Source organism: Ruegeria sp. AF7 (genome assembly GCF_056541885.1).
Genome location: NZ_JBQFYX010000012.1, coordinates 45,156 through 71,319, shown reverse-complemented (window position 1 = coordinate 71,319; position 26,164 = coordinate 45,156). Strand labels below are relative to the sequence as shown.

Sequence of the window (26,164 nt, the reverse complement as noted above, 5' to 3'; positions counted from 1 at the left end):
GAATGGCGAGGTGACCGGCGCATTCTGGGCTGAGTTGATTTGCGAGTTTGTTATGCATGAACGCCGAATACCTGAATGGGTACGCCACGCGCCTGCCCCATCGGTGCGCGATTTCGGGATTCTGGCCGGGATTGAAGCCGTGGTGCGCGGTATTCTGATTTCGGTCTTTCCGCTGGCGATGTACCGGGCGCTGGGCGATGCCTCGTCCGTGTCATTCCTGTATTTCCTGATTGGCATCCTGTCCTTGCTAGTCGGGTTGATGGTGCCGTTCCTGATCCGTTTTGTACCGCGCAGATGGGCCTATTCCACCGGGTGCGTCATGTTCATCTGTGGTGCATCGCTGGCGATCGTGGGCAGCCCCGAGGCCGTTGTCGGCGCATTGGCCCTGAATACCATGGCCGCGGTTGTCACTTTTATCTGCTTCAACACCTATGTGCTGGATTACATCAGCAAGATCGAACTTGGCCGGTGCGAGACCAGCCGCATGTTCTACAGCGCTTTGGGATGGACGGGCGGCCCAATGGCCGGTGTTCTGCTGATGGAGTTGTGGCGCCCTGCCCCGTTTGTCATCAGTGCCGGAGCGGCGCTGGTCATGCTGGCGCAGTTCTGGCGCATGCGTCTGGGCAATGGCAAGCTGATCACCAAGGCCCGTGGTCCGGCCAACAACCCATTGGCCTTTCTTCCCCGGTTCTTTATTCAACCCAGATTGGTTGCCGGATATCTGTTTGCAATGATCCGGTCCTGCGGCTGGTGGATATATGTGGTCTACCTGCCTATTTTCGCCATCCAAAACGGGCTGGGAGAACAACTGGGCGGCATCCTTCTGTCATGCACTAACGCCATGCTGCTGGCCGCCCCGTTGATCCTGCGCTGGGTCCAGACGCGGTCGCTCAGGTCGGCTGTTCGCATCGGGTTTGCCGCCGCGGGGGGCTGCTTTTTCGCAGCCGGTCTGGTGGCGGGATGGCCGGTTGCCTCGGTCGCTGCGCTGGTTCTGGGGTCTGTCTGGCTGATCGTTCTGGATATCTGCGCCGGATTGCCTTTCCTCATGGCTGTTAAACCGTCTGAGCGAACCGAGATGTCGGCGATTTATTCCAGTTACCGCGATGTCTCGGGCATTCTGACGCCCGGTGTTGCAGCTCTGGTCCTGCTGGTGGCACCGGTGGCCGGTGTGTTCGCGGCAGGCGGGATTGCCCTGTTTGGCGCTTGGGCTGTGTCGGCCCGCTTGCATCCGCGGCTGGGCGAACCCAAACCTGCCCTGCCGCCCGACAGGCTGGCAGAGCCCGGTTAAGCCTTAAGCCGATAACCGGTGCGCAGCATTTGCCAGGTGATCAGCCCGATGGCCAGCGTGGCAAAACCACAAACTGCCATGCCCAACCACGGTGAGCTGTCGGACACGCCGATCATGCCGTAACGCAGCCCATCGATCAGGTAGAAGACCGGGTTCAGATGGGTCAGACGGTTCAGGACAGGAGGCAGCGCCTCGACCGAATAGAAGGTGCCCGACAGGAAAGCCAGAGGTGTGACGATGAAGTTGGTGATCGCGGCCATCTGATCGAACTTGTTTGCAAAGATCCCGGCAAACAGGCCCAGCGCGCCCATGAAGGCGCCCCCCAGAACAACAAAGATCAGTGCAATCAACGGGTGCTGGGGGGCGATGGACAGCAGGACCAGCAACGCAACTGAAATCACCAGCGCGATCATCAGGCCACGGGCGATGCCACCGGCGAGATACCCCAGAAGGATCTCGAGCGGGGACAGCGGCGGCATCAGCGTGTCGACGATATTGCCCTGTACCTTGGCAATCACCATCGAAGAGGAGGTATTGGCAAAGGCATTCTGGATTACCGTCATCATCAGGATCCCCGGTGCCAGAAAGACCACAAACGGCACGCCCATGACGTCAGGGCGGCTGGGCCCAATGGCGATAGTGAAGATCAGCAGGAACAGGCCAGCCGTGACCAGAGGCGCCAGAACGGTCTGGGTCCAGACCGAAAGAAAGCGCCGGATTTCGCGCTGCGCCAGCGTGTAAAGCCCCATCCAGTTGACCGCCCCAAACCTGCGTTCGGTCTGTTCTGCGGGATTCTGCATGCTTTGCCCTCAACCTGATTCGAAGACAGCTTGTAACTCGGGCTGCAGTGTTTAGAATAGGGGGCTGAGACGAATTCCCAAGGCGGCCCGAATCCGGGGCCGCTTTCCGCTTTTGAAAGGCTGACGATGTCCTGGACAGACGAGCGCGTAGAACTGCTGAAGAAGATGTGGGGCGAAGGCCAGTCGGCCAGCCAGATCGCCAAGGAACTGGGTGGCGTGACCCGCAACGCGGTGATTGGCAAGGTCCACCGCCTGGGCCTGTCCAACCGGACAGCAGGCGCAGCCCCGGCCAAGTCCGAACCGAAAGAGAAACCGGCACCCGCGCCCAAGGCCGAAGCCAAGCCCAGACCCATGCCAAAGACAGAACCGGCGCGCCCGGCTGCTGCTGCCGAGGCGAAACCCGCCGTTCCGGCGCGCCGCCAGATCATCCCGGCCGGCCAGCCATTGCCGCCACAGCCCTCGGCCAACGAGATCAGCCCCGAGGCGCTGGCCAAGGTCAACGAGATCGAGAAGAAAGCCAAGAAGCTGACGCTGATGGAACTGACCGAGAAGACCTGCAAATGGCCCGTGGGCGACCCCGCGACCGAGGATTTCTGGTTCTGCGGCCTGCCGGTCGAGGCGGGCAAACCCTATTGCGAGGCGCATGTGGGCGTGGCCTTCCAACCCATGAGCTCGCGCCGCGACCGGCGGCGGTAAAGCAAATAAGGAACATACAGCGGTTTTGACGCTGTGTGTTCCGAAGAGAACAGCATTACACCCGGACTGGCCACTGACTTTGAGGCGAATGGCCAGTCACAAACCACTGAGTTTGATCCGAAAGCGACTGATATTCAGCTGCGCCTGAAATACCAAATCCTGTTTGGGCTATACGCGGCGCTGGTTTTTCTGGCATACATCCAGCCGCTTGATATGACTGTTTTTGAACCTGATCAGAATGGCAGTCGCGCGCCGGTATGGGTGCAAGGGGTTTATTTTTCGGCCTGGATAGCGCCCGCCCTGCCCCTCATCTTCGCGGGCTATTCGTTTATGGGGATGCGTCAAATCCCGATGGGCTACGTCAGGTTTTTTTGCGCTTTTTTCATTGGCATTTGGGCTGCTTCTGACCTTCACGGGGTTAATGTTTTCATTAGGCTCGGACACTGAAATTCTGCATGGTGTAACATTAACGATTGCTGTCGCCTCAAGCATTCTCATTTGGTCAAGATCAGTTGAAAAACCACAGCCCTCACGAGTGGCAAAAACTGGGATTATCATAGGAACTCTTGCCGCGCTTTGGTCGCTGTTGACGGTGCCGATGATCCTGATCCAGTCTCATATAATCGCTGGTGGATCGCCCTATTGCATTGCCGACCATTCGTCCAACGCCCCGGTCGAGGCGCTGCATGAATTGCGCGGATTTTCGTTTTACACCAACGCCACCGGATACAAGTCCACGTCCAGATGGTACTTCCACGGGCTCATGATTGTAGATCTGCCCAGTGAACAACGGGTGTATAACTGGTCGCCCGGTCGCTGGCGATTTGATCAAGTTGAACAACCGGATATTCTGATCGCACCGGTTAGAAATGCTTGTACGCCAAGCTGACCCTTACTGCGCGGGATGTGTCGGCAGGTTCGGCATCGCCACCCAGCCCGGCAATTCATCCGGCGCGACCGAGACATGCAGGCGTTCTGACTGGTCCCGCCCGACCTTGCGGTGTTTGCGCAGCAGAAAGATCTTGCCCCAGCCGCGCCAGGTTCCAACCGATTGCGCATGGGCATCCGTGGGGAAACGGGTGCGCCAGCCTTCGGGCATCGGCAGCCCGTGCATCTCGGCCTTGTCCAGCATCCAGATCAACGAGATATTGCTGAGCGGGCGGGCCTCTTCATAGCCGTTCAACTGGCCGCCGATATCGCCGTGGGTGCCGCGGAACCAGACCTGTTCCACATGGCCATTGAACTCGGGCTTGCATCGCCACAGAACCGGCTCGAACACCTCGCGCGTTTCGTCGAGGGCCAGCGCGTGATAGCCATGCAGAGTGGCCGGGCCCAGCTGGTGGTTGTGAAAGGCATGGCGATCCTCGGCCCAGCGCCACAGAAGCGGCAGGCGCAGGCCCAGCGCCTTGACCGTGTCCCAGACACCGACCATCTCGATCTTGACGTTGTCGTGGCAGAACTTGCGGCGGAAATCGCGGGCGGCGGTGCCGCTGACATTGCATTCATAATGGCGGTAGGCTTGCAGGATGTTCCGCTCGGTCGCGTGTTCGGCCTTGAGCAGGCCGATCATGTCGATCACCCCGGCAAGGCTGCGCACGCCGTAGGCGCCACGGGAATAACCGATGAAATAAATCCGGTCACCGGGCTTGTAGCGTGACGCCAGATAGCCATAGGCGCGGCGGATCTGGCGGTTGATACCCCGGCCCATCATCACGTCCATGGTGGATTTCCAGCTTTCCCACTGCACGCCGGCCTCGTAGAACACCGACACCTTGCTGCCCATTTCGCAGCACAGGCGATAGGTCTGACCGGCATGGGTTTCGAACCCCGGTTCGAGGGTGGACATGGTGCCATCTAGGATAATAACGTGGCTGATCGGTTCGCGGTGCCGCGTTTCGGCGGAGTGCTCGGACCGCAAGGGCCGCCCGAGCCATCCCAGAACTCTCCTACTTAGCCGCGACAGATTCATGCGTCAGCAATTCCCAAACCTTGTGAGGTGTGAAAGGCATATCCGCCTGCCGCACCCCGTGATCCCAGAGCGCATCCTGAACCGCGTTCGCCACAGCGGCCAGAGCGCCCACCGTGCCGGCCTCGCCGCATCCTTTCATCCCCATCGGGTTGGAAGTTGACGGCACCGGCGCCGAGGTAAACTTTATCATGGGTACGTCCACCGCGCGGGGCAAGGCGTAATCCATAAACGATGCCGTGAGCAGTTGTCCGTGATCATCATGCACCACATGTTCCGACAGCGCTTGCCCGATGCCCTGAACCACCCCGCCATGCACCTGCCCTTCGGCCAGCATCGGGTTGATAAGATTTCCGAAATCATCAACCACGGTGTAGCGGTCCACACGGGTTTCGCCGGTGACGGAATCGATCACAACCTCGGCAACATGCGCGCCATTGGGATAGCTGCGGGCATCCAGTTGCGCGCGGGACTCATGCGTCAGCAAGTCCAAGCGCCCGTCGGCGCGCGCCATGGCCGCGGCTTCGGTCAGGGTCGGCGTCAGGTTCGAGCCCGGCGCGCGGAATGTTTCATGGTCAAATCGCACATCACTGTCCTCGACCCCCATCTTATCGGCCAGATAAGGCGTGAATGCGGCGATCATCTTGTCAATGGTGGCGAGGGTCGCGGTACTTTGCACCGTCACCGAGCGCGAGCCACCGGTTCCGCCGCCATGGCCAAGCCGGTCGGTATCACCCTGAATGACGGTGATCCTGTCCATCGGGACGCCGGTCTGATCAGACAGGAACTGAGCATAAACCGTTTCGTGCCCCTGCCCGTTCGATTGTGTGCCGACATAAAGGTTCACCGTGCCATCCGCGCAAAACTCGACCTTCGAATTCTCGGAAGGGTCCCCCAAAATACTTTCGATATAGTAACAAAGACCCTGCCCCCGGATCAGACCGCGTTCGGCATCGGCGGCCTTGCGGGCTTCGAACCCGCTGGTCTGGCTGGCCGCGCGGCGCAGGACCATGTCGAAATCGCCGACATCATAGGTTTCACCCGTGGCAGAGGTGTAGGGGAAATCGCCGGATCTGATGAAGTTTTTGCGACGCAACTCCCACGGGTCAAGACCCAGTTCGCGTGCGGCGCGGTCCATCACGCGTTCCAGCACATAGATCGCCTCGGGACGTCCGGCACCGCGATAGGCGTCGACCTGTGTTGTCGTGGTATAGAACCCCTCGACCCGGAGATAGGTGGTCTGAACGTCATAGACCCCCATCAGCACCTTGCTGAACAGGCTTGTCTGGATCGCCTGCGCGAAATGGCTGTTATAGGCACCAAGGTTGACTTTGCTGTGGACGCGGTAGGCGGTGATCCGGTGGTCTGCATCAAAGGCCAGCTCGGCCAGAGAGGTCAGGTCGCGGCCGTGGTGATCGGAGAGCATTGCCTCGGACCGGTCGGACATCCAGTGCACGGGCTGGCCTAGTTTCATCGCGGCCACGGCCACGCAGAAATATTCGGGATATGGCATCACCTTCATGCCGAACCCGCCCCCCACATCCGGGGTGGTGACACGGATCGCATCCGCATCGAGTTTCAGCTTTTGCGCCAGTTGTGCCTTCATCGCCCAGACACCCTGCCCGCCATAGGAAAAGTGCAGACGCCCGCCAGACCAATCGGCCTGACAGCCCCGCGGCTCGAGCGAGCTGATGATGACGCGGTTGTCGTGCACGTTCAGCGACACGGTATGGGCGGCGGCCTGAAAGGCGGCCTTGGTCGCGGCCTCATCCCCCAGACCCCAGTCAAACGCGCGATTGTCGGGCGCTTGAGGGTGCAGAGCCTCACCCCCCGCGTTCACGTCCAGCTTGGCGGGGCGTTCCCGGATGTCCATCCAGATCAGCTCGACCGCATCCTGCGCCTGCGCCAGCGTATCCGCGATGACAACGGCCACGGGTTCGCCCACAAAGCGCACACGGTCCTTGGCCAGCATATGCCGATCCGGCGCGGCAGAGCCGGTCCCGTCGCGGTTGGTCAAGGTTGCGGCATTCATCACCGTGTCGATGCCCGAGGCGGCAAGATCGTCCAGTGTCATGACCAGCCGCACCCCGTCGGCGCCCCGCGCGGTCTCAAGATCCAGCGAGGTAATATCGCCATGGGCCACAGGGCTGCGGAAGAAAGCGGCAAACAGCGCATTGTCGGGCACGGCATCATCCATATAGCGCCCCTGCCCGGTCAGGAACCTCTGATCCTCGGTCCGTTTGACCGGCTGGCTTCTGCCGAATTTTTCCATGGGATGCTCCTGTCACTGCCTTGATGGCGACACTAGCCCTGCGTTCGCTTATGTCCAGCGCCTTGCATGAAAGCGTGTGGCGACACCGATGTCGTAAACAGGATTGCGGGGGCCGCAGAGGGATTCGTAGGCTGTTTGAAGATACAGCCTGCCGGAGGTTCCCCATGCCCGAACCCATTTCCCTGACACAGGGCCGTCTGGACGCCCCATCGGTCGACGCGTATTGGCAAGACGGGTTTGCCTTTCCCATTACAGTCTTTCCACCGGATGAGACCGCACAGTTTCGGGCCGAGCTGGAGCAGATCGAGAAGACCTGGCGCGTGGCCGACCTTCCGCTGCCGCTGAACATGTACAAGCGCCTGAACGCCCATGTGGTGATACCGCTGGTCGCCCGTATCGCATTGGATACCAGGGTTCTGGACGTCGTCGAAGGAATACTGGGACCGGACTTGCTGCTGTGGTCTGCGGAACTGTTCATCAAAGAGCCACGCACGACGCAGGTTGTTGGAATGCATCAGGACCTGACCTATTGGGGGATGGGCGAAACACCGGATCAGATGACCGCGTGGATCGCATTGTCGCCTGCCACGGTAGCAAGCGGCTGCATGGACTTTGTCAGAGGCAGCCACAAAAACCCGATCCTGCCCCATAACGATACGTTTTCAGACAACAACCTGCTGTCGCGCGGGCAGGAGGTGGCTGTCGATGTGGCAGACGAGGACAAAACACATATTGAACTGCAGCCGGGTCAGATGTCGCTGCACCATGGCCTCACAATCCATGGCTCGGGGCCCAATACGTCGGACGATCGGCGGATCGGGCTGGCGATCCGGTATCTGAACCCGAACGCACAGCAAAAAGTGGCGGACCGCGATTACGCGGTTTTGGCGCGGGGCGAAGACCGGGTGGGCAATTTCATCCTCATCGAACCACCGACCGAGTTGTTTTCGCAGCCAGCCTTGGCGCTTCATGCCCGCATCCGGGAGGATCAGGCCAAGGCGATGACACAAGGCGCGGCACAAAGCACGCACCTGTACGGAAACGAGGCGACCGGCACGGGGTGACTTCGGCAATCGTCGCCGCACAGGGCCTTCCCCTTCCCGTCTCCATTCGCTATTGCAGGCGCTGACCCGAATTTGTTGACGCAGGACGCATCCCATGGCGATGGAAAAGACATTCAACGCGGCCGAGGCCGAGGCCCGTATCTATGAGGCCTGGGAACAGGCCGGAGCCTTCAAGGCAGGCGCGAACCGTTCGCGCGAGGAAAGCTTTACCATCATGATCCCGCCGCCCAACGTGACGGGCGCGCTGCATGTGGGTCACGCGTTCAACAACACGTTGCAGGATATCCTGATCCGCTGGCACCGGATGCGTGGTTTTGACACGCTATGGCAGCCCGGTCAGGACCACGCGGGCATTGCCACGCAGATGCAAGTGGAAAAGATGCTGGCGGCGCAGGGCAACGGAGGTCGGCGCGAGTTGGGACGCGAGAAATTCCTTGCGAAAGTCTGGGAGTGGAAGGGCGAATACGGCGGCACGATCATTGAACAACTCAAGCGTCTGGGCGCCAGCTGTGACTGGTCGCGCAATGCCTTTACCATGGCGGGCGCGCCAGGTGACCCGCGCACCGGGCACGAGAACAGCCCGAATTTCCATGATGCCGTTATCAAGGTCTTCGTCGACATGTACGAAAAGGGCCTGATCTATCGCGGCAAGCGACTGGTCAACTGGGACCCACATTTCGAGACTGCGATTTCGGACCTTGAGGTCGAGAATATTGAAACGCCGGGCCACATGTGGCACTTCAAGTACCCTTTGGCGGGCGGAGAGACATATGAGTATTTGGAAAAAGATGAAGATGGGAATGTAATCCTTCGGGAAGAGCGGGATTATATTTCGATCGCGACGACCCGCCCTGAAACCATGCTGGGCGACGGCGCGGTTGCGGTTCATCCGTCGGATGAGCGCTACGCGCCGATCGTCGGCAAACTGTGCGAAATTCCGGTTGGCCCGAAAGAGCATCGCCGCCAGATCCCGATCATCACCGATGAGTATCCCGATCCCGATTTCGGCTCGGGCGCGGTGAAGATCACCGGCGCGCATGACTTCAACGACAATATGGTCGCCAGGCGCTGCGGCATTCCGATGTACCGCCTGATGGACACCAAGGGCGCGATGCGGGCTGATGGCGCGCCTTACGCCGAAGAGGCGGGCAAGGCGCAGGAATACGCGCGTGGGCGCGCGTTCACCGAGAACGAAATCGACGCGATCAATCTGGTGCCGGATCATCTGCGCGGCCTCGACCGGTTCGAAGCGCGGGCCAAGGTTGTGGAAGAGATCACTAGCGAAGATCTGGCTGTCATGTGTCCAGCGGACGATCCGCGTCTGGGATCAAGCCGGGCTGAAGCCCGGCCTACAGAGGACGAAGACGGTGGGCAGGACTTCAGCCCGGCACTTGTCCCACTGGTCGAGAGCAAACCGATCATGCAACCCTTTGGCGACCGCTCCAAGGTCGTGATCGAACCGATGTTCACCGACCAGTGGTTCGTCGACGCCGAAAAGGTCGTCGGTCCTGCGCTGGATGCGGTCAAGGATGGCACGGTCAAGATTATCCCTGAATCGGGCGAGAAAACCTATTACCACTGGCTGGAAAACATCGAGCCCTGGTGCATCTCGCGCCAGCTGTGGTGGGGGCATCAGATCCCGGTTTGGTATGGGCCTCAGCAAAAGTGCTCGGGGCTGGCACCGAACCCGGATCGCATCGCCCGTATGGCAAGCCACAACAAAGGGGAGTTTGCGGTATTCTGCGGCCCGTCTTTTGATGCAATTCGGGCGGACGTTGAGGGCTACTACGAAGGCATGGAAATCGCCGAGGTCTCTACTAAGGAAGAGGCTATCTCGTTCATTCGCGAGGGCAAAATCGGCCTCTACCGCGATCCCGACGTCCTCGACACCTGGTTCTCATCCGGCCTCTGGCCCATCGGAACGCTGGGCTGGCCCGAACAGACCGAGGAGCTGGAGCGCTACTTCCCCACGGACGTTCTGATCACCGGCTTCGACATCCTGTTCTTCTGGGTCGCCCGGATGATGATGATGCAGCTGGCCGTGGTGAACGAGGTTCCGTTCCACACCGTCTACCTGCACTCGCTCGTCCGCGACGAGAAGGGCAAGAAGATGTCCAAGACCACCGGCAACGTCATCGATCCACTTGAAATCGTGGACGAATTCGGTGCCGACGCGCTGCGCTTTACCAACGCCTCGATGGCGGCGATTGGCGGCGTGCTGAAACTGTCGCGTGAACGCATCACCGGCTATCGCAACTTTGGTACCAAGCTTTGGAATGCCGTCCGCTTTGCCGAGATGAACGAGGTCTTTACCGACGCCGTTCCGCAACTGGATGTGGCAGACCTGAAGCCCAAGGCCGCCGTCAACCGCTGGATCATCGGTGAAACCGCCCGCGTGCGGGAAGAGGTCGACGCAGCGCTGGAGAGCTATCGTTTCAACGATGCCGCCAACGGGCTTTATGCCTTTGTCTGGGGCAAGGTTTGCGACTGGTACGTGGAACTGTCCAAACCGCTGCTACAGGGCGACGACGCCGAAGCACGGTCTGAGACCCGCGCCACCATGCGCTGGGTTTTGGATCAGTGCATGGTCCTGCTGCACCCGATCATGCCCTTCATCACCGAAGAGCTGTGGGGCCTGACCGGCAGCCGCGCGAAAATGGTCGTCCATGCCGACTGGCCGACTTATGGTACCGAACTGGTCGATGCCGACGCGGATCGTGAAATGAACTGGGTGATCTCGGTGATCGAAAACACCCGCTCGGCCCGTGCGCAGATGCGGGTGCCTGCGGGTCTCTACGTGCCGATGCTGGTGACCGAGATCGACGCCAACGGCCAAGCCGCGTGGGACCGCAACGAGGCGCTGATCAAACGTCTGGCCCGCATCGACAGCCTGACCAGCGCGGACACGCTGCCCAAGGGCACCATCTCGATTGCCGCTCCCGGAGCCTCCTTCGGCCTGCCGCTGGCGGATATCATCGACATTGGCGCGGAAAAGGAGCGGCTGGAGAAAGCAAAGGGCAAGCTGGCCAAGGAACTGGGTGGCCTGCGTGGGCGTCTGAACAACCCCAAATTCGTGGCCTCGGCCCCGGATGAGGTGGTCGAGGAAGCCAAAGCCAACCTCGCCGCACGCGAGGAAGAAGAAGCCAAGCTGAACGAGGCGCTGGCCCGTCTGGCCGAGATCGCCTGATCTTCACCTTTTCAAAAATACTCATACCCCAAACCCCGCCGCTGATCCGGCGGGGTTTTCTTTTGCGCGTTCAGACCTTGCCCGCCCCTGCCGCCGCTTGTTAGCAATCACCAACCCCAACCGCCCGAGGCTGTCATGACACAGTTTGCCCCACCGCTCCAGACAGTCTCGACCGGGCTGGTTGTCGCCATTGTCGGGTTCTTCAGTTCCTTTCCGATCGTGTTGCAGGGGCTGGCCGCGATGGACGCGTCTCCGGAGCAGGCGGCCTCGGGTCTGATGATGGCGGCCATCGCAATGGGACTGACCGCCATTGTGCTGAGCCTGTGGTACCGGCAACCGATCAGCGTCGCCTGGTCGACGCCAGGGGCGGCGCTGCTGGCGGTGTCCGCGACACCGGCGCTGGGGTTTGCCGAGGCAACGGGCGCCTTCCTGTGTGCAGGGGCGCTGACGGTGCTGGCCGGGCTCTGGCGGCCACTGGGGCGGCTGGCGGCCGCCATTCCGACGACACTGGCGCAGGCCATGCTGGGCGGCGTTCTGCTGCCGCTTTGCATTCTGCCCTTTCAGGCCGCAGCCGAATTGCCCGCGCAAGCCCTGCCGGTGATCCTGACATGGTTCATCGCGGGCCAGATCAACCGGCTGTTCGCCGTTCCGGCGGCCGTTGTCTCCGCCGCGCTGGTTGTCGTGCTGAACGCAGGCGACGCATCGGTGACCCCGGCGCGATGGCTGGCGGCACCGGTCTGGACCACGCCCAGTTTTTCGCTGGCCTCGACCATCGGGATCGCCATCCCGCTGTTCATCGTCACGATGGCGACCCAGAATATTCCCGGCATCGCGGTGATGCGCAGCTTTGGCTATACCCCGGCTCCGGGCAGGCTGTTTTCATCCGTGGGTGGGGCGAGCCTGTTATCGGCACCATTTGGTGCACCTGCCACCTGCCTTGCGGCGATCACGGCTGCGATGTGTTCCAATGAAGACAGCCACCCAGACCCTGCGCAACGGTACTGGTCAGCCATTATGGGTGGCGTTTTCTATGGCGTATTCGGCATCTTTGCTGTAGCGATTACCGGCTTTGCCTCCCATGCCGATCCTCTGTTGATGGGGACACTGACCGGTGTCGCCCTGATCGGCGTGCTGGCCAATTCGATTTTCGCCGCACTTGAGGTTCCGGCCGAGCGTGAGGCCGCGATGCTGACCTTTGCGATCACCGCATCGGGTATCTCGGTCTTTGGGCTGGGCGCGGCGGTCTGGGGCCTTCTGGTCGGCGGGCTGGCCTATCTGGTGAGCAACAGAATTCGGTAGCCGCTTTCGTATCCCGCCCTTACCGGGTATAGTTGCGCCATGTTCGGTTCACTTGGAAAACTGGTGGAGCGCCAGATCAAAAAGGCACAGGCCGAGGGGCAGTTGCAGGGCCTTGTCGGCGAAGGTCACCCCCTGCCCGACCGGTCCGGCGAGGCGCAGGGCGATCCGGCCATCGCCGCCGGGCACCGGATCATGGCGCAAGCCGGGGTTCTGCCCGAAGAGTTCGACATCAAAAAGAAACTGGATGCGGCCCGCAAAGCGTATCCGGCCCTGACCGACCCCGCGGAACGCCGGGCCGCGATGTCGGAGATCGCTGATCTGGAAATGCGTTACAACATGGCCCGCGATGCACGGCGGGCTTTCATGCGCTGATCACTTGAACTCGGGCTTGCGGCCCTGCATCTGCGCCATCACGACCTCCATCTGATGAGGCTTGCCGATTAGCTCCACCTGCTCGGCGGATTCCGCCTTGAGAACGTCCGCACGGGGCTGGGTTTCGGCCACTTCGATCAGCCGCTTGGCGGCACGGATAGCCGAGGGGCTTTGACCGGCGATATTCTCGGCAATGGCCAGAGCTTCGGTCAGCGGGTCATCTGAAAGCTGCGTGACCAGTCCCCAATCCATCGCCTGCTGCGCGCCGATGGGCCGGGCCGTGTAGGTCAGCAGGCGCAGCACGTCCGAACGCACAAGCCGGGGCAGCAGAACCATGCCGCCCATATCGGGGATGATACCCCACTTCATCTCCATCACCGCCAGTTTCGCCTCGGGGTGCGCGATACGGATATCCGCGCCCAACGCAATTTGCAGGCCACCACCATAGGCGACACCCTGAATGGCGCAGATCACCGGCACCGGTACGCGACGCCAGATCAGGGCCAGCTCCTGCATCTCGTTGGCATCCTCATGGCTGCGGGTCATCAGCCATTCGGTGGGATCTATATGGGCCATCTTGGCAAAGCTTGCCATGTCGAGCCCGGCGCAGAAGCTTTTCCCCTCGCCCGACAAAACCACGGCGCGGGCGTCCGAGGCGGCGACCTCTTGCCCGGCAGAGAGCAATGCCTTGACCATCGCGTCATCCAGCGCGTTCATCTTGTCACCCCGGGTCAGGGTGACATGGGCAACATGGTCTTGATAGGTGACGGAAACGCGTGACATGGGGGACCTCCCGAAATTCAGTTGCGGTGACCATGCCCGGACGGGACACCGATTTCCACTGCGACGTCAGGGCAGATCGCTGACAGGCATCCGCCCGAACCAGGGGGAATCAAGCGTCATGACATAAAACTGATCGCCCACGATCCGGCCCCCTGTTGTGATGCCAATACGGCCTTGAGGGTCTTGAAGCGTGCGCAGGATCGTGCCTTCACCATCAAATTGCACCAGCATACCCCGATGGATCGGTGCCGGGCGCACAGCCGGGCCCAGCCGCCAGATCACCTTGCGCAGGAAGGGGTACGGCATCAGTGCCTCGGACGGGACACGCGGGCTGGCGAAGGCCATCCAGTAGGTGCCATCACCCTGTGCTTCGAGATTGTCGGGATAGCCGGGCAGGTTGTCCAGCAAGACCTCTTGCTGACCGGCTTTCGGCCCGCTAAGCCACAGCTTGTGTACCCGTGCGCGGCCGGTTTCGGCGATCAACAGGAAATCTGCGTCAGGTGAGAGCGCAATGCCATTGGTATAGACGAACCCAGTGGCAATCTTTTCGGTGCGGCCATCGGGGTTGTGACGCGCGACATAGCCTGTATCGGATTGTTCCCAGATGGTCAGGACCGAGGTCGGCTTGGTTCCGCCCATGGTTTCGGGATCGAACCGGTCAGAGGAGTTCGAAAAATAGATCGTGCCGTCCTGTGCCACGTCCAGTTGGTTTGCATAGACCACGGGCGCACCGTCGATATCGGCCACCACGGATTCAAGCGTGCCCGGCCCGGTCCAGCGCATCACCCCGCGAAAGCTGTCGGCAATATAGAGTGCTCCATCCGGCCCGGCCCTGAGGCCCAGAGGACGCCCGCCAAGCTGGTCGACCACAACAGGGTCGGCCCCGTCTATGCGATAGAGCGTACCAGACCGGCTGGTCGTATAGACCGCGCCGTCGGGCAGGATGGCGATATCTTCGGGGCCGGTTTCCCCATCCGGCAGGCGGATCAGCTGCGCGGCGTCCAGCGCTGTGTTCTCGGCGAAATCTCCTGTGAAACCTGCATCTTCCGGCATCTCAACGGCGACGGGGATAACGGGAACGGGCCAGAACAGAAGATAGGCGAGGCCCAGAAGAACAATGGCAGACAGTATGCGCATCTGCGCTCCTTACTTGTGTTTCAATACGTTCCGACACGCGGGATGAGGTGCGCGCTTGCCCGAAGCTCGGGCTTGGGGTTATCTGCAGGCATGACAGGACCTCGATACACCCCGCTTGCCCAATCCCTGCCCGCCACCGTGCCCTTTGTGGGCCCCGAAACGCAAGAGCGTCAGCGCGGAGCGGCGTTCATTGCCCGTCTTGGGGCCAACGAGAGCGTGTTTGGCCCCTCGCCCCGCGCGATCCGGGCTATGGAGCAGGCCGCGTCTGATATCTGGATGTATGGCGATCCCGAGAACCACGATCTGCGCCAAGCTTTGGCCGAGCATCATGGGGTAACCCCCGAAAATATCGTCGTAGGCGAAGGGATTGACGGGCTTCTGGGTTATCTTGTGCGTCTGATTGTAGGGCCCGGGGATGCGGTTGTGACCTCGGACGGGGCGTATCCGACGTTCAATTATCATGTGGCCGGGTTCGGTGGCGTTCTGCACAAGGTCCCTTATGCCGGGGATCACGAAGACCCGGCGGCTCTGTTTGCGAAGGCGGCCGAGGTGGGTGCAAAACTGGTCTATCTGGCCAATCCGGACAATCCGATGGGCAGCTGGCATTCCGGCGCGGATATCGTGGCGGCGATGGATGCCCTGCCCGACGGTTGCCTGCTGATTCTGGATGAGGCTTATGTGGAATGCGCGCCAGATGGGACAGCGGCACCTGTCAGCGCAGACGACCCTCGCGTGATCCGGATGCGGACATTTTCCAAGGTCTATGGCATGGCGGGCGCGCGGGTTGGCTATGCCATGGGAGCGCCCGACCTGATCGCAGCCTTCAACAAGGTGCGCAACCATTTCGGCATGAACCGCGCGGCGCAGGCCGGGGCGCTGGCCGCGTTGCAGGATGGCGCCTGGCTGGAGCACATTCAGACACAGATCGCCAAGGCACGTGAGCGGATAGGAACGATTGCCCGCGAGAACGGGTTGGAGCCCCTGCCCTCGGCCACCAATTTCGTGGCGATTGATTGCGGGCGAGATGGCGATTTCGCCAAAGCGGTACTGGAGGCTTTGGTTGCGCGGGGTCTGTTTGTCCGGATGCCGTTTGCAGCGCCCCAGAACAGGTGCATCCGGGTAAGCTGTGGTGAAACAGCAGATCTGGATGCTTTTGCGGCCGCCTTGCCCAAGGCGCTAGTGGAGGTGCGGTCACATACTGCCTAGCACTGGTCTGTCTTGCCATCGGGGCAAAGGGGGGGCTGTCTGCCCCCCATCGCGCAATGCGCGATTCCCCCCGAGGATATTTTTGGCCAGATGAAGGGGCGGATCAGTGCTGTTCGTCTGACGTGTATCAGGCGGCCAGGACGGCGGCGGCGGCCTCGAGCGCGCCTTTGCCACGGGGGATATCAAGCGCGGCCATGGCCGTTTCCATACCGCCCAGCATCGCCATCACCATTTGCCCGTTGACATGGCCCATATGCCCGAGGCGGAAACAGCTGTCGTAATCCTCCATCCCAAGGCCAATGCCCAGTGTCAGGCCCAGTTGATGTTCGGTGAACGCGCGCAGGGCCGTGCCGCGCCCTGCGGTCAGGCGCAGGGCTGTAACGGCATGGCTGCGGTGGTCGCTGTCGGCAACGTTCAGATGCAGCGCGCCGCCTTCGGACCATGTTTCGCAGGCCGCCCAGATGGCAGTAGCCAGACGCTCATGGCGGGCCCAGACCTGTTCGATCCCTTCCGCATGGATCAGGTCGAGCGCGGCGCGCAGACCATAAAGGTGATGTGTCGGCGCGGTACCGTCGAAATACTGGTAGAACAGGTCGGGATTGGCGCGCGGCTGCCAGTCCCAATATCGTGACACACGCGGCATGGCGGCCCGCTTGGCCTGTGCTTTGTCGTTGAAAAAGACAAAGCCTGTGCCTGCGGGGGTCATCAGGCCTTTCTGGCAGGCGGTGACCGTGACATCGACGCCCCATTCATCCATCTCGAACCGGTCGCATCCCAGCGAGGCGATGCAATCGGCCATCAACAGCGCCGGGTGGTCCAGATCGTCGAGCAGTTTGCGCAGTGCCGGGATATCGTTGCGGATCGAGCTTGATGTGTCCACATGAACCGCGAGAACGGCCTTGATCTGGTAGCTTTTGTCCGCGCGCAATGCGTCGGCAATTCGGTCGAGATCCCAGGCGGATGAGGTGCCAAAATCGATCAGTTGCACCTTTGCCCCGATGCCTTCGGCCATCTCGGCCCAGCCATGGGTGAACCGGCCCGAGGCAGGAGCCAGAACGGTTTCGCCGGGGGCGATCACGTTGGACAACGCGGCCTCCCACGTGCCGTGACCGTTGGCGATATAGATGGCGACGTCATGGCCTGTGCGAGCAACCCGGCGCAAATCGCGGGTCAACGCGGGCATCATGTCGATGAGCGCGCCATCGTAGATATTGGGCGACGGGCGATGCATCGCCTGCAGAACCGCGTCCGGCATCACCGAGGGGCCCGGGATTGCCAAATAAGTTCGCCCCTGGGAGAGGGCAGATGTCTGTGTCATGGGGTCAGCCTGTCTGAGGTGACGCCCACATTACCGAGGGGCTTCGCGGCGTCAATCCGCCAGCTTTGATGCCTCGCGCGCAAGTGTTTCGATCCCGGCCCAGTCACCGCTTTCGACCATCTGCTTGGGCGCGACCCAACTGCCACCGGCGCAGACCACGTTGGACAGGGACAGATAGTCACGGGCGTTGGACGGCGACACCCCGCCTGTCGGGCAAAAGCTGATCTGCGGCAGGGGCGCACCGATTGCCTTGAGTGCGGGCGCGCCGCCCGAGGCCTCGGCCGGGAAGAATTTCAGCATGTCATAGCCTTTTTCCAGCAAAGCCATCGCTTCGCTGGCCGTGGCCGCGCCGGGCAGCAGGGGCAGGCCCTCGGCCTCGCACGCCGCAATAAGCACGTCGGTTGCGCCCGGAGAGACGCCGAACTGCGCGCCCGCCTCTTTGGCGGCGCGGACGTCTTCGGGTGTGACCAGCGTACCTGCGCCGACCACGCCGCCGGGCACCTTGGCCATCGCGCGGATCGCGTCGAGCGCGGCGGGCGTGCGCAAGGTGACCTCGAGCGCTGGCAGACCGCCGGCGACCAATGCCTCGGCCAGCGGGCGGGCCTGCGCGACGTCATCGACAACCAGAACCGGAACGATCGGGGCCAGTGCGCAGATTTCACGGGTGCGTTGGGATTTGGACATGAGGTTAAACTCCGAAAATGCTGGCACCGGTGTCGGCCGAGCCGACATTCTGGCGGAACGCGCCAAAAAGATCGCGCCCTGCGCCGTGTTGATTGGCGGATAGATCGGTGGTGACGGGCGCGCGGTCCAGAACGCCTGCGGTGAGGATTTCCAGATCACCCCTGACCGCGTCAACGCGCAGGATGTCACCGTCCTGAAGGTATGCAATGGGGCCGCGGTCGAGCGCCTCGGGGACAACATGGATGGCGGCGGGCACTTTACCGGAAGCGCCAGACATGCGGCCATCGGTGACCAGCGCCACTTTCTGGCCCCGGCCCTGGAGGATCGACAGCATGGGCGTCAGCGAGTGCAGTTCCGGCATCCCGTTGGCCTTGGGGCCTTGAAACCGGACCACGACGATGACGTCACCGGTGAATTCTCCGGCTTTGAACGCGGCTTTCACCTCATCCTGATCGTGGAACACCCGCACGGGCGCTTCGACGACCTGATGTTCTGGCGCGACGGCTGATACTTTCATGACCCCGGTGCCCAGATTTCCGGTCAGGCGCGACAGGCCGCCGGTGGGCTGGAACGGGTCGCGGGCGGGGCGGACAATCTTGTCATTCAGGCTGTGGCCCGCGCCGTCTTGCCAGGTCAGCTCACCATCGATCAGCTTGGGCTCGCGCGTGTAATTGTGCAGGCCCTGCCCGGCAACGGTCAACGTATCGGGGTGCAGCAAACCTTCTTCGAGCAACGTGCCAATGGTGAACCCAAGTCCGCCTGCGGCGTGGAAGTGATTCACGTCGGCCAGACCGTTGGGATAGACCCGCGCGACCAGCGGGACCACGGCGGAGATATCGGAAAAATCCTGCCAGTCCAGAACGATACCACCAGCGCGCGCCATGGCAATCAGGTGGATCAGCAGATTGGTCGAACCTCCGGTCGCCATAAGGCCGACGATGCCGTTCACAAAGGCCCGTTCGTCGAGCACCTGATAAACAGGGGTATAGCTGTTTCCCAGCGCACTGAGCGACAGGGCGCGGCGCGCGCCCTCTTGTGTCAGCGCGTCGCGCAAGGGCGTGTTGGGATTGACGAAGCTGGAGCCCGGCAAGTGCAGGCCCATGAATTCCATCAGCATCTGGTTGGTGTTGGCGGTACCGTAGAAAGTGCAGGTGCCGGGACCGTGATAGGCGGCCATTTCGGCGGCCATCAGTTCGTCGCGCCCGACCTCTCCGGCAGCGAATTTCTGGCGGACCTTGGCCTTTTCGTCATTGGGCAGACCGCTGGTCATTGGTCCTGCGGGCAGGAACACGGCAGGCAGATGCCCGAACGCCTGCGCGCCGATGATCAGACCGGGGACAATCTTGTCGCAGACGCCGAGGAAGACTGCCGCGTCATAAGTGTTGTGGCTGAGTGCTACGCCAGTTGCCAATGCGATCACGTCGCGTGAAAACAGCGACAACTCCATCCCTGCTTCGCCCTGGGTGACACCGTCGCACATGGCTGGCACGCCACCCGCGACCTGTGCGGTGCCTCCGGCAGCGCGGATCGCATCGCGGATCAGGGCGGGGTACCGTTCAAAGGGCTGATGGGCAGACAGCATGTCGTTATAGGCGGTGACGATGCCCAGATTGCCCGCCGTGCCGGTGGCCATGGATTGCTGGTCTTCACCCGCACCCGCATAGGCATGGGCCTGACCGCTACAGGACAGGTGCGCACGGGCGGGACCCTTGGATCTGGCCTGTTCCATCCGGTCGATGTGGGGGCCGCGCAGATCGGCGCTGCGATCGATGATCCGTTTGGTGACGTCAGAAATGACAGAGTGAACCATGATTACCCTCCGATCTGACGCCAGCGACGCCCATCGCGATGCATCAGCATCAGTGCTTCTTCGGGGCCTGAACTGCCCTGATCGTACTTGGCGGGTTTGTCCCCGCGCTGTTCCCAGCCGTGAATGATGGGATCGACCCAGGCCCAGGCGGCCTCGGCCTCGTCCCCACGCATGAACAGGGTCTGATCGCCCCGGATGACATCCATGATCAGGCGTTCATATGCGTCCGGGGATTGCGAGTCATCACCCAGCGCGTCGGCAAAACTCATGTCCAGAGCGACATCGGACAGGCGGAAGCCGCCCTGCCCCGGTTCCTTTATCGTCGTGCGCAGGGTGATGCCTTCGTCAGGTTGCAGGCGGATCACCAGCACGTTGCCATGCAACGGGCCGACATTGGGAAAGATCGTGTGTGGCGGGTCGCGGAAGAACACAGCGATTTCAGAGGCACGGGCGCGAAGGCGTTTGCCTGTTCGCAGGTAGAACGGCACCCCGGCCCAGCGCCAGTTGCCGATATGGACCTTGAGCGCAATAAAGCTTTCGGTGCGGCTGGCCGGGTTGCCAACGTGATCAAGGTATCCGTCACCGCCCTTGCCCGTGCGATACTGACCACGGGCGATATCCCTGGGTTCGACCGGTTCCAGCGCCTCGATCACCTTGACCTTCTCGTCGCGCACCGCGTTGGGAGAGAACTTTGACGGAGGTTCCATCGCGGTCAGGCACAACAATTGCACCAGATGGTTCTGGATCATGTCCCGCATCGCGCCGGATTGATCGTAATAGGCCCCGCGCCCCTCGACCCCGACGGTTTCCGCCACGGTGATCTGCACATGATCGACATGGGTCGAGTTCCAAAGCGGCTCGAACAGGGAATTCGCAAAGCGCAGCGCCATCAGGTTCTGCACGGTTTCCTTGCCCAGATAATGGTCGATCCGGTAAATCTGGTGTTCTTTGAAACACGCCCGCAAGCCTTCGTTCAGCGCTTTGGCTGAGGCCAGGTCATGGCCGAAAGGCTTTTCGACAACGATGCGGCTGTCCGGCGTGGCCAGACCGGCGTCATGCAGGCGCTGCGCAATGCCCGAAAACAGGCTGGGACCCACTGACAGGTAAAAGGCCCGCACCACGTCGGGGCGCAGCATCTTGGACAGATCGGACCATCCGGCATCGCCCAGTGCATCCACCGGCACGTATTCAACATGGGACAGGAACCGGTCCAATGTGTCCTTTTTGAACTTCGGCGCGAATTCCTGCATCGATGCACGGACCTGATCGCGAAACCCATCGCTGTCGATATCCGAGCGCGCCGTGCCGATGATCCGCGCCCCATCAGGCATCTGGCCGACCTCGAACCGATGGTACAGGCCCGGCAGGATCTTACGTTGCGCCAGATCCCCGGTCGCGCCGAACAACACAAGATCGAACGGCTCTACCGGAATTACGCGTGAAACCATCACAGGCTCCTTCTCGAGTTTGCCGATATCAGTTCAGCACGGCATGAAACGGCTCTGCGGCATACTGTTACCGCTAACATTGCCTGCGTGATAAAAAGCCCGCGCGAAAAAATCAAGCATAGTTTCCCCAAAAAGCGAGGTTTTGCGGGCTATACCTGACTGCGCAGCCACTCCATCACGGCCGGGCGCACGGATTGTTCGCCACGATGGCGTGCGTCCGCGATGATTTTGCGCACCTCCATCAGGTCACACCGCAGCAACAGGCTTTTGACCGGACCAATCGACGCCGGGCGCATCGACAGGGTGCGAATACCCATGGCCGCAAGGCACAGCGCCTCGACCGGGCGGCCCGCATCCTCGCCACAGAAACTGAGCGGGGTGTCCGAAAGACCGCAGCGTTCGACAATGCGTTCCATCAGGCTCAGGAAACTGACATTCAATGTGTCATAGCGGCGGCGGACGAGTTCGTTTTCGCGGTCAGCCGCAAAAAAGAACTGCTTGAGGTCATTCCCGCCGATCGAGATGAAATCGACCTCGTCAAAGAACTTTTGCGGCGCAAAGGCCAGCGATGGAGTTTCCAGCATCGCGCCGACTTCAAGCGTTTCGGGCAGAACGTGGCCCAGTCGCTTTTCGCGTTCGATGGTTTTGTTCACCTCCCAGCGGGCTTCGCGATATTCCTCGGCCTGCGCGACAAAGGGGAACATGATGGTCAGCGGGCGCCCATTGGCGGCGCGCAGAAGGGCCTGCAACTGCATCCGCATCACGCCGCGTTTGTCCAGACCGACTCGAATGGCGCGCCAACCCAGGGCCGGGTTGGGTTCGGCCACGTGTTTCATATAGGGCAGCACCTTGTCCGACCCGATATCGAGTGTGCGGAACACCACCCTTTTGTCGCCCGCCGCATCCAGTACCCGCTGATACTGGGTGACAAGCTCGGACCGTTTGGGCATCTGATTGCGGATCAGGAATTGCAGCTCGGTTCGGAACAGACCAACACCTTCGGCACCCGACGTTCCCAGCGACGGGAGATCGGCCATAAGGCCCGCGTTCATCACCAGATTGATGCGCGTTCCGTCGCGTGTGACACAGGGGGTTTCGCGGATCGAGGCATAGCGTTCCTGTGCCTTGGCCTGCATCGCGATCTTGTCGCGGAAGGCGCTGACCACGCTGTCTTCGGGGCGCAGGTGAACAACGCCCTGATCGCCGTCCACCAGCACATGGTCGCCGTTCAGCGCTTCGGTCGTGATCCGGCCCACATGGACCACCAAAGGGATTGCCAGCGCACGGGCCACAATGGTGGCGTGACTGCCGACTGAACCCTCTTCGAGGATGATCCCCTTCAACGCCCGCCCGTATTCCAGCAGGTCACCGGGGCCGATATTGCGCGCGACCAGAATCGGATCGGGCGGCAGATCGGCGCTGTCGGTTTTTCCCTGCCCGGTCAGAATGCGCAGCAAACGGTTGCTGAGGTCGTCAAGATCCGCCAGCCGTTCGCGCAGATAGGGATCGGACACCTGCCCCATCCGGGCGCGCGCCTGAGATTGTTCTTTCTCGACCGCGGCCTCGGCACTGAGCCCCAGAGCAATGTCCTCTTCCATCCGGCGCATCCAGCCTTTGGAATTGGCAAACATCCGGTAGGCTTCCAGCACCTTGAGCTGTTCGGTATCACCATCCCGGGAAATCTCGAGCATCTTGTCGACGCCGACGCGCAGCTCTTCCACCGCCTCATTCAGACGTTCGCGTTCCCGGTGCGGGTCTTCGGCGATCGGATTGGTGACAACCACACGGGGTTCATGCAGCCAGACATGGCCTTCGGCGGAGCCTTCCTGCGCCGGGCCGCCGCGCAGCAGGACCGATTGCTGGTGCCGTGGCGACAGTGCCGCGCCTTCGCCGACAAAGGCGCCCAGTTCGGTCATTTCGGCCAGCACCATGGCCACCACTTCCAGCGCATAGATTTCATCGGCGGAAAATTCGCGCGCTTTGCGGGACTGGACAACCAGAACACCCAGCTTTTCCCCAAGGCGCTGCACCGGCACGCCGAGAAAGGACGAAAACCGCTCTTCCCCGGTTTCCGGCATATACCGGAACCCTTTTTCAGACGGCGCATCCGGGGTATTGACCACCTTGCCGGTCTTGGCGACCCTGCCCACCAGCCCCTCGCCCATGCGCATCCGGGTCTGGTGTACCGATTCAGGCGCAAGTCCCTGGGTCGCGCAGAGTTCCAGGGTCTCATCATCGCGGAACAGATAGATTGAGCACACTTCGCTGCGCATGCTGTCGGCGATCAGATGAGTGATCTGATCAAGACGCTCCTGCCCAGCGGCTTCGCTGGCCATCGCCTCGCGCAACCGCCCCAGCAGCTTGCGGGATTCTGTTTCCGTGCCGTCTGCCATGGCCCAACCAATTCAGTGCGTCAGGCGAAACCCTTGGCCGATCAGCTCAGGCCGCCTTGTCCAGTTCAAAGGCATCATGCAGTGCCTGAACGGCAAGTTCCATGTATTTCCTGTCGATAAGAACGGAAATTTTGATCTCGGAGGTTGTGATGACCTTGATGTTGATCCCCTCATCCGAGAGTATCTTGAACATTTTGGCCGCGACACCCGATTGCGAACGCATACCGATTCCCACCACCGAAACTTTGCAGACACCGGTATCAGCGACCAGTTCGGCATAATTGAGCTCGCCCTTGTCCTTGATCGCCATCAGCGCTTTCTCGGCGCGAACCACCTGATCGGTGGGGCACGAGAAGGTCATGTCCGTGCGCCCCTCGTCCGAGATGTTCTGCACGATCATATCGACATTGACGCCCTCATCGCTGAGCGCGGTGAAGATGGTCGAGGCGATGCCGGGACGGTCCGCCACCGAAACGACGGTCATCTTGGCCTCGTCACGGGAATAGGCCACACCGGCCACAACATTGGATTCCATGATATCCTCCTCGTCAACGACCAGCGTACCGGCCTCGTCGGATTGTTCTTCGAAACTTGAAAGAACGCGCAGTTTCACCTTATAGCGCATTGCCAGTTCGACCGAGCGGGTCTGTAGCACCTTGGCGCCCAGCGACGCCAGTTCGAGCATTTCCTCGAACGAGATCCTATGCAGCTTGCGCGCCTTTTCGCAGATGCGCGGATCGGTGGTATAGACGCCATCCACGTCGGTATAGATATCGCAGCGTTCCGCACCAAACGCGGCGGCAAAAGCCACGGCAGTGGTGTCCGAGCCACCCCGGCCCAGCGTGGTGATGCGGCCTTCGGGGCTGAGCCCCTGAAACCCGGCTACAACGGCCACTTTCATGCCTTCGTCAAATTTCTGGGTGATGTTCGTGGTCGGGATGTCTTCGATCCGCGCCTGGCTGTGCGCACTGGTTGTCAGCAACGGCACTTGCCAGCCCTGCCAGCTGCGCGCAGGAACATCCATTTCCTGCAATGTCAGCGCCATCAGGCCAGCGGTGACGTTTTCACCCGAAGATACAACAGCATCGTATTCGCGTGCATCAAACAGCGGCGAGGTCTCGTTCACCCAGCCCACCAGCTCGTTGGTCTTGCCCGACATGGCCGAAACGATGACAATCACGTCATAGCCCTTGGCAACTTCGACGCCAACACGCTTGGCTGCGCGGCGGATGCGGTCCAGGTTGGCAACCGAAGTGCCGCCGAATTTCATAACGAGTACGGGCATGGGGGCAAAAGTCTCCGCGCCTTGGATTAGAGGTCCCGAGCCTCATAAGCGAGGGGCACCCCAAGAGCAAGAGCGCAAACAGGACCCGCCTGTGGCACAGGGCCGCTTTACATTGCGCAGGTGCAGTGTCAGCCTGCGAGTAACAACCAAATCAAGAGGTTCCCCATGTTTCGCCTAGCCCTTGCCGTTACTTTGTTGTCGTCGCCTGCATTGGCGCAGGTTGCCAGTGTGGCAGGCACGGACGGAAAGAATGCACTGGGCAAGGTGCCCTGCGCCGCAAATGCCGGTGACCCGATGCAAAGCTGCAATGCAGAGCTGCGCCACCATGACGACGGCACCACGACGCTGGCCGTGGCTTTGGGTGATGGCAAGGTGCGCAACATCTATTTCAAGGATGGTGCGCCTGAGTCCAGCAGCTCGACCTCGAAGATGACATATGAAACGCTGGGTGACCTGCTTGTGGTCTATATTGAACCCGGTGAGGTCTATGAGATTCCCAAAGCGGCGCTGACCCGTCAGTAAACGTGCGCCTGACCGTCATAGGTTTCGAAACAGCCGGTTGAGCTGATCGACAGGGCCTCAAAGCGTTCCATCAGGCCGGAGGCGGCCTGATCGACATCAATATCAGCAGCGCCACCGCCCATGTCGGTTTGTACCCAGCCCGGATGATAGATGCCCACGGCGATCCCGTCGGCTTTCAGATCCGTCGCCAGGTTTCGCCCCAGATTCAGCGCCGCCGCCTTGGAAGCGCGGTAGATATAGCTGCCCCCCGGCGCCCGCGTATGGGATGCCATCTGAGACGAGATGATCGCGACCTTGCCGCCTGCAGCGCGCAGATTGGGCAACAACGCCTGCACGGTCAGGAAAACGCCGGTCACGTTGGTGGCAAAGCTTTGCGCCCACATATCGGCGGGGTAGTCGTTGAGCGTGTGCCCCTTGTCCAGATAGACCCCGGCATTGCAGATCAGCAGATCAACGGGCTGGTCTTGCAGCTGTTCGGCCATTGCCGCCTGTTGGGCCGGGTCCGACACGTCTAGACGCACCTGTGCACTGCCATCGCGTGCAGTTCCGGTGACCACGTCACCGCGGGTGCCGTAGCGCATGGCAAGGGCGCGACCGATACCGCGATTGGCACCGGTGATTACGACATGCATGG

The 26,164-nt window shown here is 61.4% G+C and carries 22 protein-coding genes; 10 read left to right on the top strand and 12 right to left on the bottom strand.

Annotation, left to right across the window (positions count from 1 at the left end; translation table 11 throughout):
- The first annotated feature begins 52 nt into the window (after positions 1 to 52).
- The gene (locus tag ACR0AP_RS16190; protein WP_480507850.1) at positions 53 to 1,288 is read left to right on the top strand and encodes an MFS transporter; all 1,236 of its coding nucleotides are present in this window, start codon (positions 53 to 55) and stop codon (positions 1,286 to 1,288) included.
- On the opposite strand, the gene ACR0AP_RS16185 is transcribed toward ACR0AP_RS16190, so the two are convergent.
- A complete protein-coding gene (locus tag ACR0AP_RS16185; RefSeq protein WP_480507819.1) occupies positions 1,285 to 2,088 on the bottom strand; it encodes an ABC transporter permease in 804 nt (267 codons plus the stop codon). The two genes, ACR0AP_RS16190 and ACR0AP_RS16185, sit on opposite strands and share 4 nt — an antisense overlap.
- Positions 2,089 to 2,214: 126 nt before the next feature.
- On the opposite strand from ACR0AP_RS16185, the gene ACR0AP_RS16180 reads away from it, so the two are divergent.
- From ACR0AP_RS16180 to ACR0AP_RS16170, 3 genes are all read left to right on the top strand, one after another.
- Positions 2,215 to 2,784, top strand: a complete 570-nt coding sequence (locus tag ACR0AP_RS16180) for a GcrA family cell cycle regulator (protein ID WP_267363457.1) — start codon at positions 2,215 to 2,217, stop codon at positions 2,782 to 2,784.
- Positions 2,785 to 2,817: 33 nt separating this feature from the next.
- A complete protein-coding gene (locus tag ACR0AP_RS16175; RefSeq protein WP_480507817.1) occupies positions 2,818 to 3,231 on the top strand; it encodes a hypothetical protein in 414 nt (137 codons plus the stop codon).
- An 88-nt stretch (positions 3,232 to 3,319) separates the two neighbouring features.
- Positions 3,320 to 3,673, top strand: coding sequence for a hypothetical protein (locus tag ACR0AP_RS16170; protein ID WP_480507815.1), 354 nt, complete (start codon positions 3,320 to 3,322; stop codon positions 3,671 to 3,673).
- 3 nt (positions 3,674 to 3,676) lie between these two features.
- Here ACR0AP_RS16170 and ACR0AP_RS16165 read toward each other — a convergent pair whose 3' ends face one another.
- The gene (locus ACR0AP_RS16165) at positions 3,677 to 4,753 is read right to left on the bottom strand and encodes a DUF2235 domain-containing protein (protein ID WP_480507813.1); all 1,077 of its coding nucleotides are present in this window, start codon (positions 4,751 to 4,753) and stop codon (positions 3,677 to 3,679) included.
- Positions 4,731 to 7,022 (bottom strand): xanthine dehydrogenase family protein molybdopterin-binding subunit, encoded by a 2,292-nt coding sequence (locus tag ACR0AP_RS16160; RefSeq protein WP_480507811.1) that lies wholly within the window; start codon positions 7,020 to 7,022, stop codon positions 4,731 to 4,733. Before ACR0AP_RS16160 ends, ACR0AP_RS16165 begins: the two co-directional genes overlap by 23 nt.
- A 164-nt stretch (positions 7,023 to 7,186) precedes the next feature.
- Here ACR0AP_RS16160 and ACR0AP_RS16155 point away from each other — a divergent pair, with 164 nt between their 5' ends.
- The 4 genes from ACR0AP_RS16155 to ACR0AP_RS16140 all read left to right on the top strand — a co-directional run bounded on the left by ACR0AP_RS16155 (position 7,187) and on the right by ACR0AP_RS16140 (position 12,944).
- The gene (locus ACR0AP_RS16155; RefSeq protein WP_480507809.1) at positions 7,187 to 8,086 is read left to right on the top strand and encodes a phytanoyl-CoA dioxygenase family protein; all 900 of its coding nucleotides are present in this window, start codon (positions 7,187 to 7,189) and stop codon (positions 8,084 to 8,086) included.
- 94 nt (positions 8,087 to 8,180) lie between these two features.
- On the top strand, positions 8,181 to 11,273 hold the full coding sequence (locus ACR0AP_RS16150) for a valine--tRNA ligase (RefSeq protein ID WP_480507807.1): 3,093 nt from the start codon (positions 8,181 to 8,183) through the stop codon (positions 11,271 to 11,273).
- A 135-nt stretch (positions 11,274 to 11,408) separates the two neighbouring features.
- Positions 11,409 to 12,572: a benzoate/H(+) symporter BenE family transporter gene (locus tag ACR0AP_RS16145; protein WP_480507805.1), complete on the top strand. Its 1,164-nt coding sequence runs from the start codon at positions 11,409 to 11,411 to the stop codon at positions 12,570 to 12,572.
- A 39-nt stretch (positions 12,573 to 12,611) separates the two neighbouring features.
- Positions 12,612 to 12,944 (top strand): DnaJ family domain-containing protein, encoded by a 333-nt coding sequence (locus ACR0AP_RS16140; protein ID WP_480507803.1) that lies wholly within the window; start codon positions 12,612 to 12,614, stop codon positions 12,942 to 12,944.
- On the opposite strand, the gene ACR0AP_RS16135 is transcribed toward ACR0AP_RS16140, so the two are convergent.
- Together ACR0AP_RS16135 and ACR0AP_RS16130 are read right to left on the bottom strand one after the other, a co-directional pair.
- Positions 12,945 to 13,727 (bottom strand): crotonase/enoyl-CoA hydratase family protein, encoded by a 783-nt coding sequence (locus ACR0AP_RS16135; RefSeq protein ID WP_480507801.1) that lies wholly within the window; start codon positions 13,725 to 13,727, stop codon positions 12,945 to 12,947.
- A gap of 66 nt (positions 13,728 to 13,793) precedes the next feature.
- Entirely contained in the window at positions 13,794 to 14,864 is a 1,071-nt protein-coding gene (locus ACR0AP_RS16130; RefSeq protein WP_480507799.1) for an SMP-30/gluconolactonase/LRE family protein, read from the bottom strand.
- Between the two features lie 90 nt (positions 14,865 to 14,954).
- Between ACR0AP_RS16130 and ACR0AP_RS16125 the strand changes: the two genes are divergently transcribed.
- Positions 14,955 to 16,070, top strand: coding sequence for a pyridoxal phosphate-dependent aminotransferase (locus tag ACR0AP_RS16125; protein WP_480507797.1), 1,116 nt, complete (start codon positions 14,955 to 14,957; stop codon positions 16,068 to 16,070).
- A 127-nt stretch (positions 16,071 to 16,197) separates the two neighbouring features.
- Here the strand turns inward: ACR0AP_RS16125 and ACR0AP_RS16120 are convergent, their stop codons facing one another.
- The 6 genes from ACR0AP_RS16120 to ACR0AP_RS16095 form a co-directional block, all read right to left on the bottom strand.
- Positions 16,198 to 17,388 carry a pyridoxal-phosphate-dependent aminotransferase family protein gene (locus ACR0AP_RS16120; RefSeq protein WP_480507795.1) on the bottom strand — a complete coding sequence of 397 codons (1,191 nt, stop codon included), beginning with the start codon at positions 17,386 to 17,388 and terminating at the stop codon, positions 16,198 to 16,200.
- Between the two features lie 51 nt (positions 17,389 to 17,439).
- Complete coding sequence (locus tag ACR0AP_RS16115; protein ID WP_480507793.1) at positions 17,440 to 18,072, bottom strand: bifunctional 4-hydroxy-2-oxoglutarate aldolase/2-dehydro-3-deoxy-phosphogluconate aldolase; 633 nt, start codon at positions 18,070 to 18,072, stop codon at positions 17,440 to 17,442.
- Positions 18,073 to 18,076: 4 nt separating this feature from the next.
- Positions 18,077 to 19,882: a phosphogluconate dehydratase gene (edd, locus tag ACR0AP_RS16110; protein ID WP_245220531.1), complete on the bottom strand. Its 1,806-nt coding sequence runs from the start codon at positions 19,880 to 19,882 to the stop codon at positions 18,077 to 18,079.
- Positions 19,883 to 19,884: 2 nt separating this feature from the next.
- A complete protein-coding gene (zwf, locus tag ACR0AP_RS16105; RefSeq protein ID WP_480507791.1) occupies positions 19,885 to 21,330 on the bottom strand; it encodes a glucose-6-phosphate dehydrogenase in 1,446 nt (481 codons plus the stop codon).
- 149 nt (positions 21,331 to 21,479) lie between these two features.
- Positions 21,480 to 23,723, bottom strand: coding sequence for a phosphoenolpyruvate--protein phosphotransferase (gene ptsP / locus ACR0AP_RS16100; protein ID WP_480507789.1), 2,244 nt, complete (start codon positions 23,721 to 23,723; stop codon positions 21,480 to 21,482).
- A gap of 46 nt (positions 23,724 to 23,769) precedes the next feature.
- On the bottom strand, positions 23,770 to 25,008 hold the full coding sequence (locus tag ACR0AP_RS16095) for an aspartate kinase (RefSeq protein WP_209505646.1): 1,239 nt from the start codon (positions 25,006 to 25,008) through the stop codon (positions 23,770 to 23,772).
- Between the two features lie 165 nt (positions 25,009 to 25,173).
- Between ACR0AP_RS16095 and ACR0AP_RS16090 the strand changes: the two genes are divergently transcribed.
- Complete coding sequence (locus tag ACR0AP_RS16090; protein ID WP_480484393.1) at positions 25,174 to 25,530, top strand: hypothetical protein; 357 nt, start codon at positions 25,174 to 25,176, stop codon at positions 25,528 to 25,530.
- Here the strand turns inward: ACR0AP_RS16090 and ACR0AP_RS16085 are convergent.
- Entirely contained in the window at positions 25,524 to 26,162 is a 639-nt protein-coding gene (locus ACR0AP_RS16085; RefSeq protein WP_480507787.1) for an SDR family oxidoreductase, read from the bottom strand. The genes ACR0AP_RS16090 and ACR0AP_RS16085 overlap by 7 nt on opposite strands.
- Positions 26,163 to 26,164: the final 2 nt, after the last annotated feature.

Coding starts and splice junctions, on each gene's coding strand:
- ACR0AP_RS16190 (WP_480507850.1), top strand. CDS start 53: ATGCATGAACGCCGAATACCTGAATGGGTACGCCACGCGCCTGCCCCA.
- ACR0AP_RS16185 (WP_480507819.1), bottom strand. CDS start 2,088: ATGCAGAATCCCGCAGAACAGACCGAACGCAGGTTTGGGGCGGTCAAC.
- ACR0AP_RS16180 (WP_267363457.1), top strand. CDS start 2,215: ATGTCCTGGACAGACGAGCGCGTAGAACTGCTGAAGAAGATGTGGGGC.
- ACR0AP_RS16165 (WP_480507813.1), bottom strand. CDS start 4,753: ATGAATCTGTCGCGGCTAAGTAGGAGAGTTCTGGGATGGCTCGGGCGG.
- ACR0AP_RS16160 (WP_480507811.1), bottom strand. CDS start 7,022: ATGGAAAAATTCGGCAGAAGCCAGCCGGTCAAACGGACCGAGGATCAG.
- ACR0AP_RS16155 (WP_480507809.1), top strand. CDS start 7,187: ATGCCCGAACCCATTTCCCTGACACAGGGCCGTCTGGACGCCCCATCG.
- ACR0AP_RS16150 (WP_480507807.1), top strand. CDS start 8,181: ATGGCGATGGAAAAGACATTCAACGCGGCCGAGGCCGAGGCCCGTATC.
- ACR0AP_RS16145 (WP_480507805.1), top strand. CDS start 11,409: ATGACACAGTTTGCCCCACCGCTCCAGACAGTCTCGACCGGGCTGGTT.
- ACR0AP_RS16140 (WP_480507803.1), top strand. CDS start 12,612: ATGTTCGGTTCACTTGGAAAACTGGTGGAGCGCCAGATCAAAAAGGCA.
- ACR0AP_RS16135 (WP_480507801.1), bottom strand. CDS start 13,727: ATGTCACGCGTTTCCGTCACCTATCAAGACCATGTTGCCCATGTCACC.
- ACR0AP_RS16130 (WP_480507799.1), bottom strand. CDS start 14,864: ATGCGCATACTGTCTGCCATTGTTCTTCTGGGCCTCGCCTATCTTCTG.
- ACR0AP_RS16125 (WP_480507797.1), top strand. CDS start 14,955: ATGACAGGACCTCGATACACCCCGCTTGCCCAATCCCTGCCCGCCACC.
- ACR0AP_RS16120 (WP_480507795.1), bottom strand. CDS start 17,388: ATGACACAGACATCTGCCCTCTCCCAGGGGCGAACTTATTTGGCAATC.
- ACR0AP_RS16115 (WP_480507793.1), bottom strand. CDS start 18,072: ATGTCCAAATCCCAACGCACCCGTGAAATCTGCGCACTGGCCCCGATC.
- edd (WP_245220531.1), bottom strand. CDS start 19,882: ATGGTTCACTCTGTCATTTCTGACGTCACCAAACGGATCATCGATCGC.
- zwf (WP_480507791.1), bottom strand. CDS start 21,330: ATGGTTTCACGCGTAATTCCGGTAGAGCCGTTCGATCTTGTGTTGTTC.
- ptsP (WP_480507789.1), bottom strand. CDS start 23,723: ATGGCAGACGGCACGGAAACAGAATCCCGCAAGCTGCTGGGGCGGTTG.
- ACR0AP_RS16095 (WP_209505646.1), bottom strand. CDS start 25,008: ATGCCCGTACTCGTTATGAAATTCGGCGGCACTTCGGTTGCCAACCTG.
- ACR0AP_RS16090 (WP_480484393.1), top strand. CDS start 25,174: ATGTTTCGCCTAGCCCTTGCCGTTACTTTGTTGTCGTCGCCTGCATTG.
- ACR0AP_RS16085 (WP_480507787.1), bottom strand. CDS start 26,162: ATGCATGTCGTAATCACCGGTGCCAATCGCGGTATCGGTCGCGCCCTT.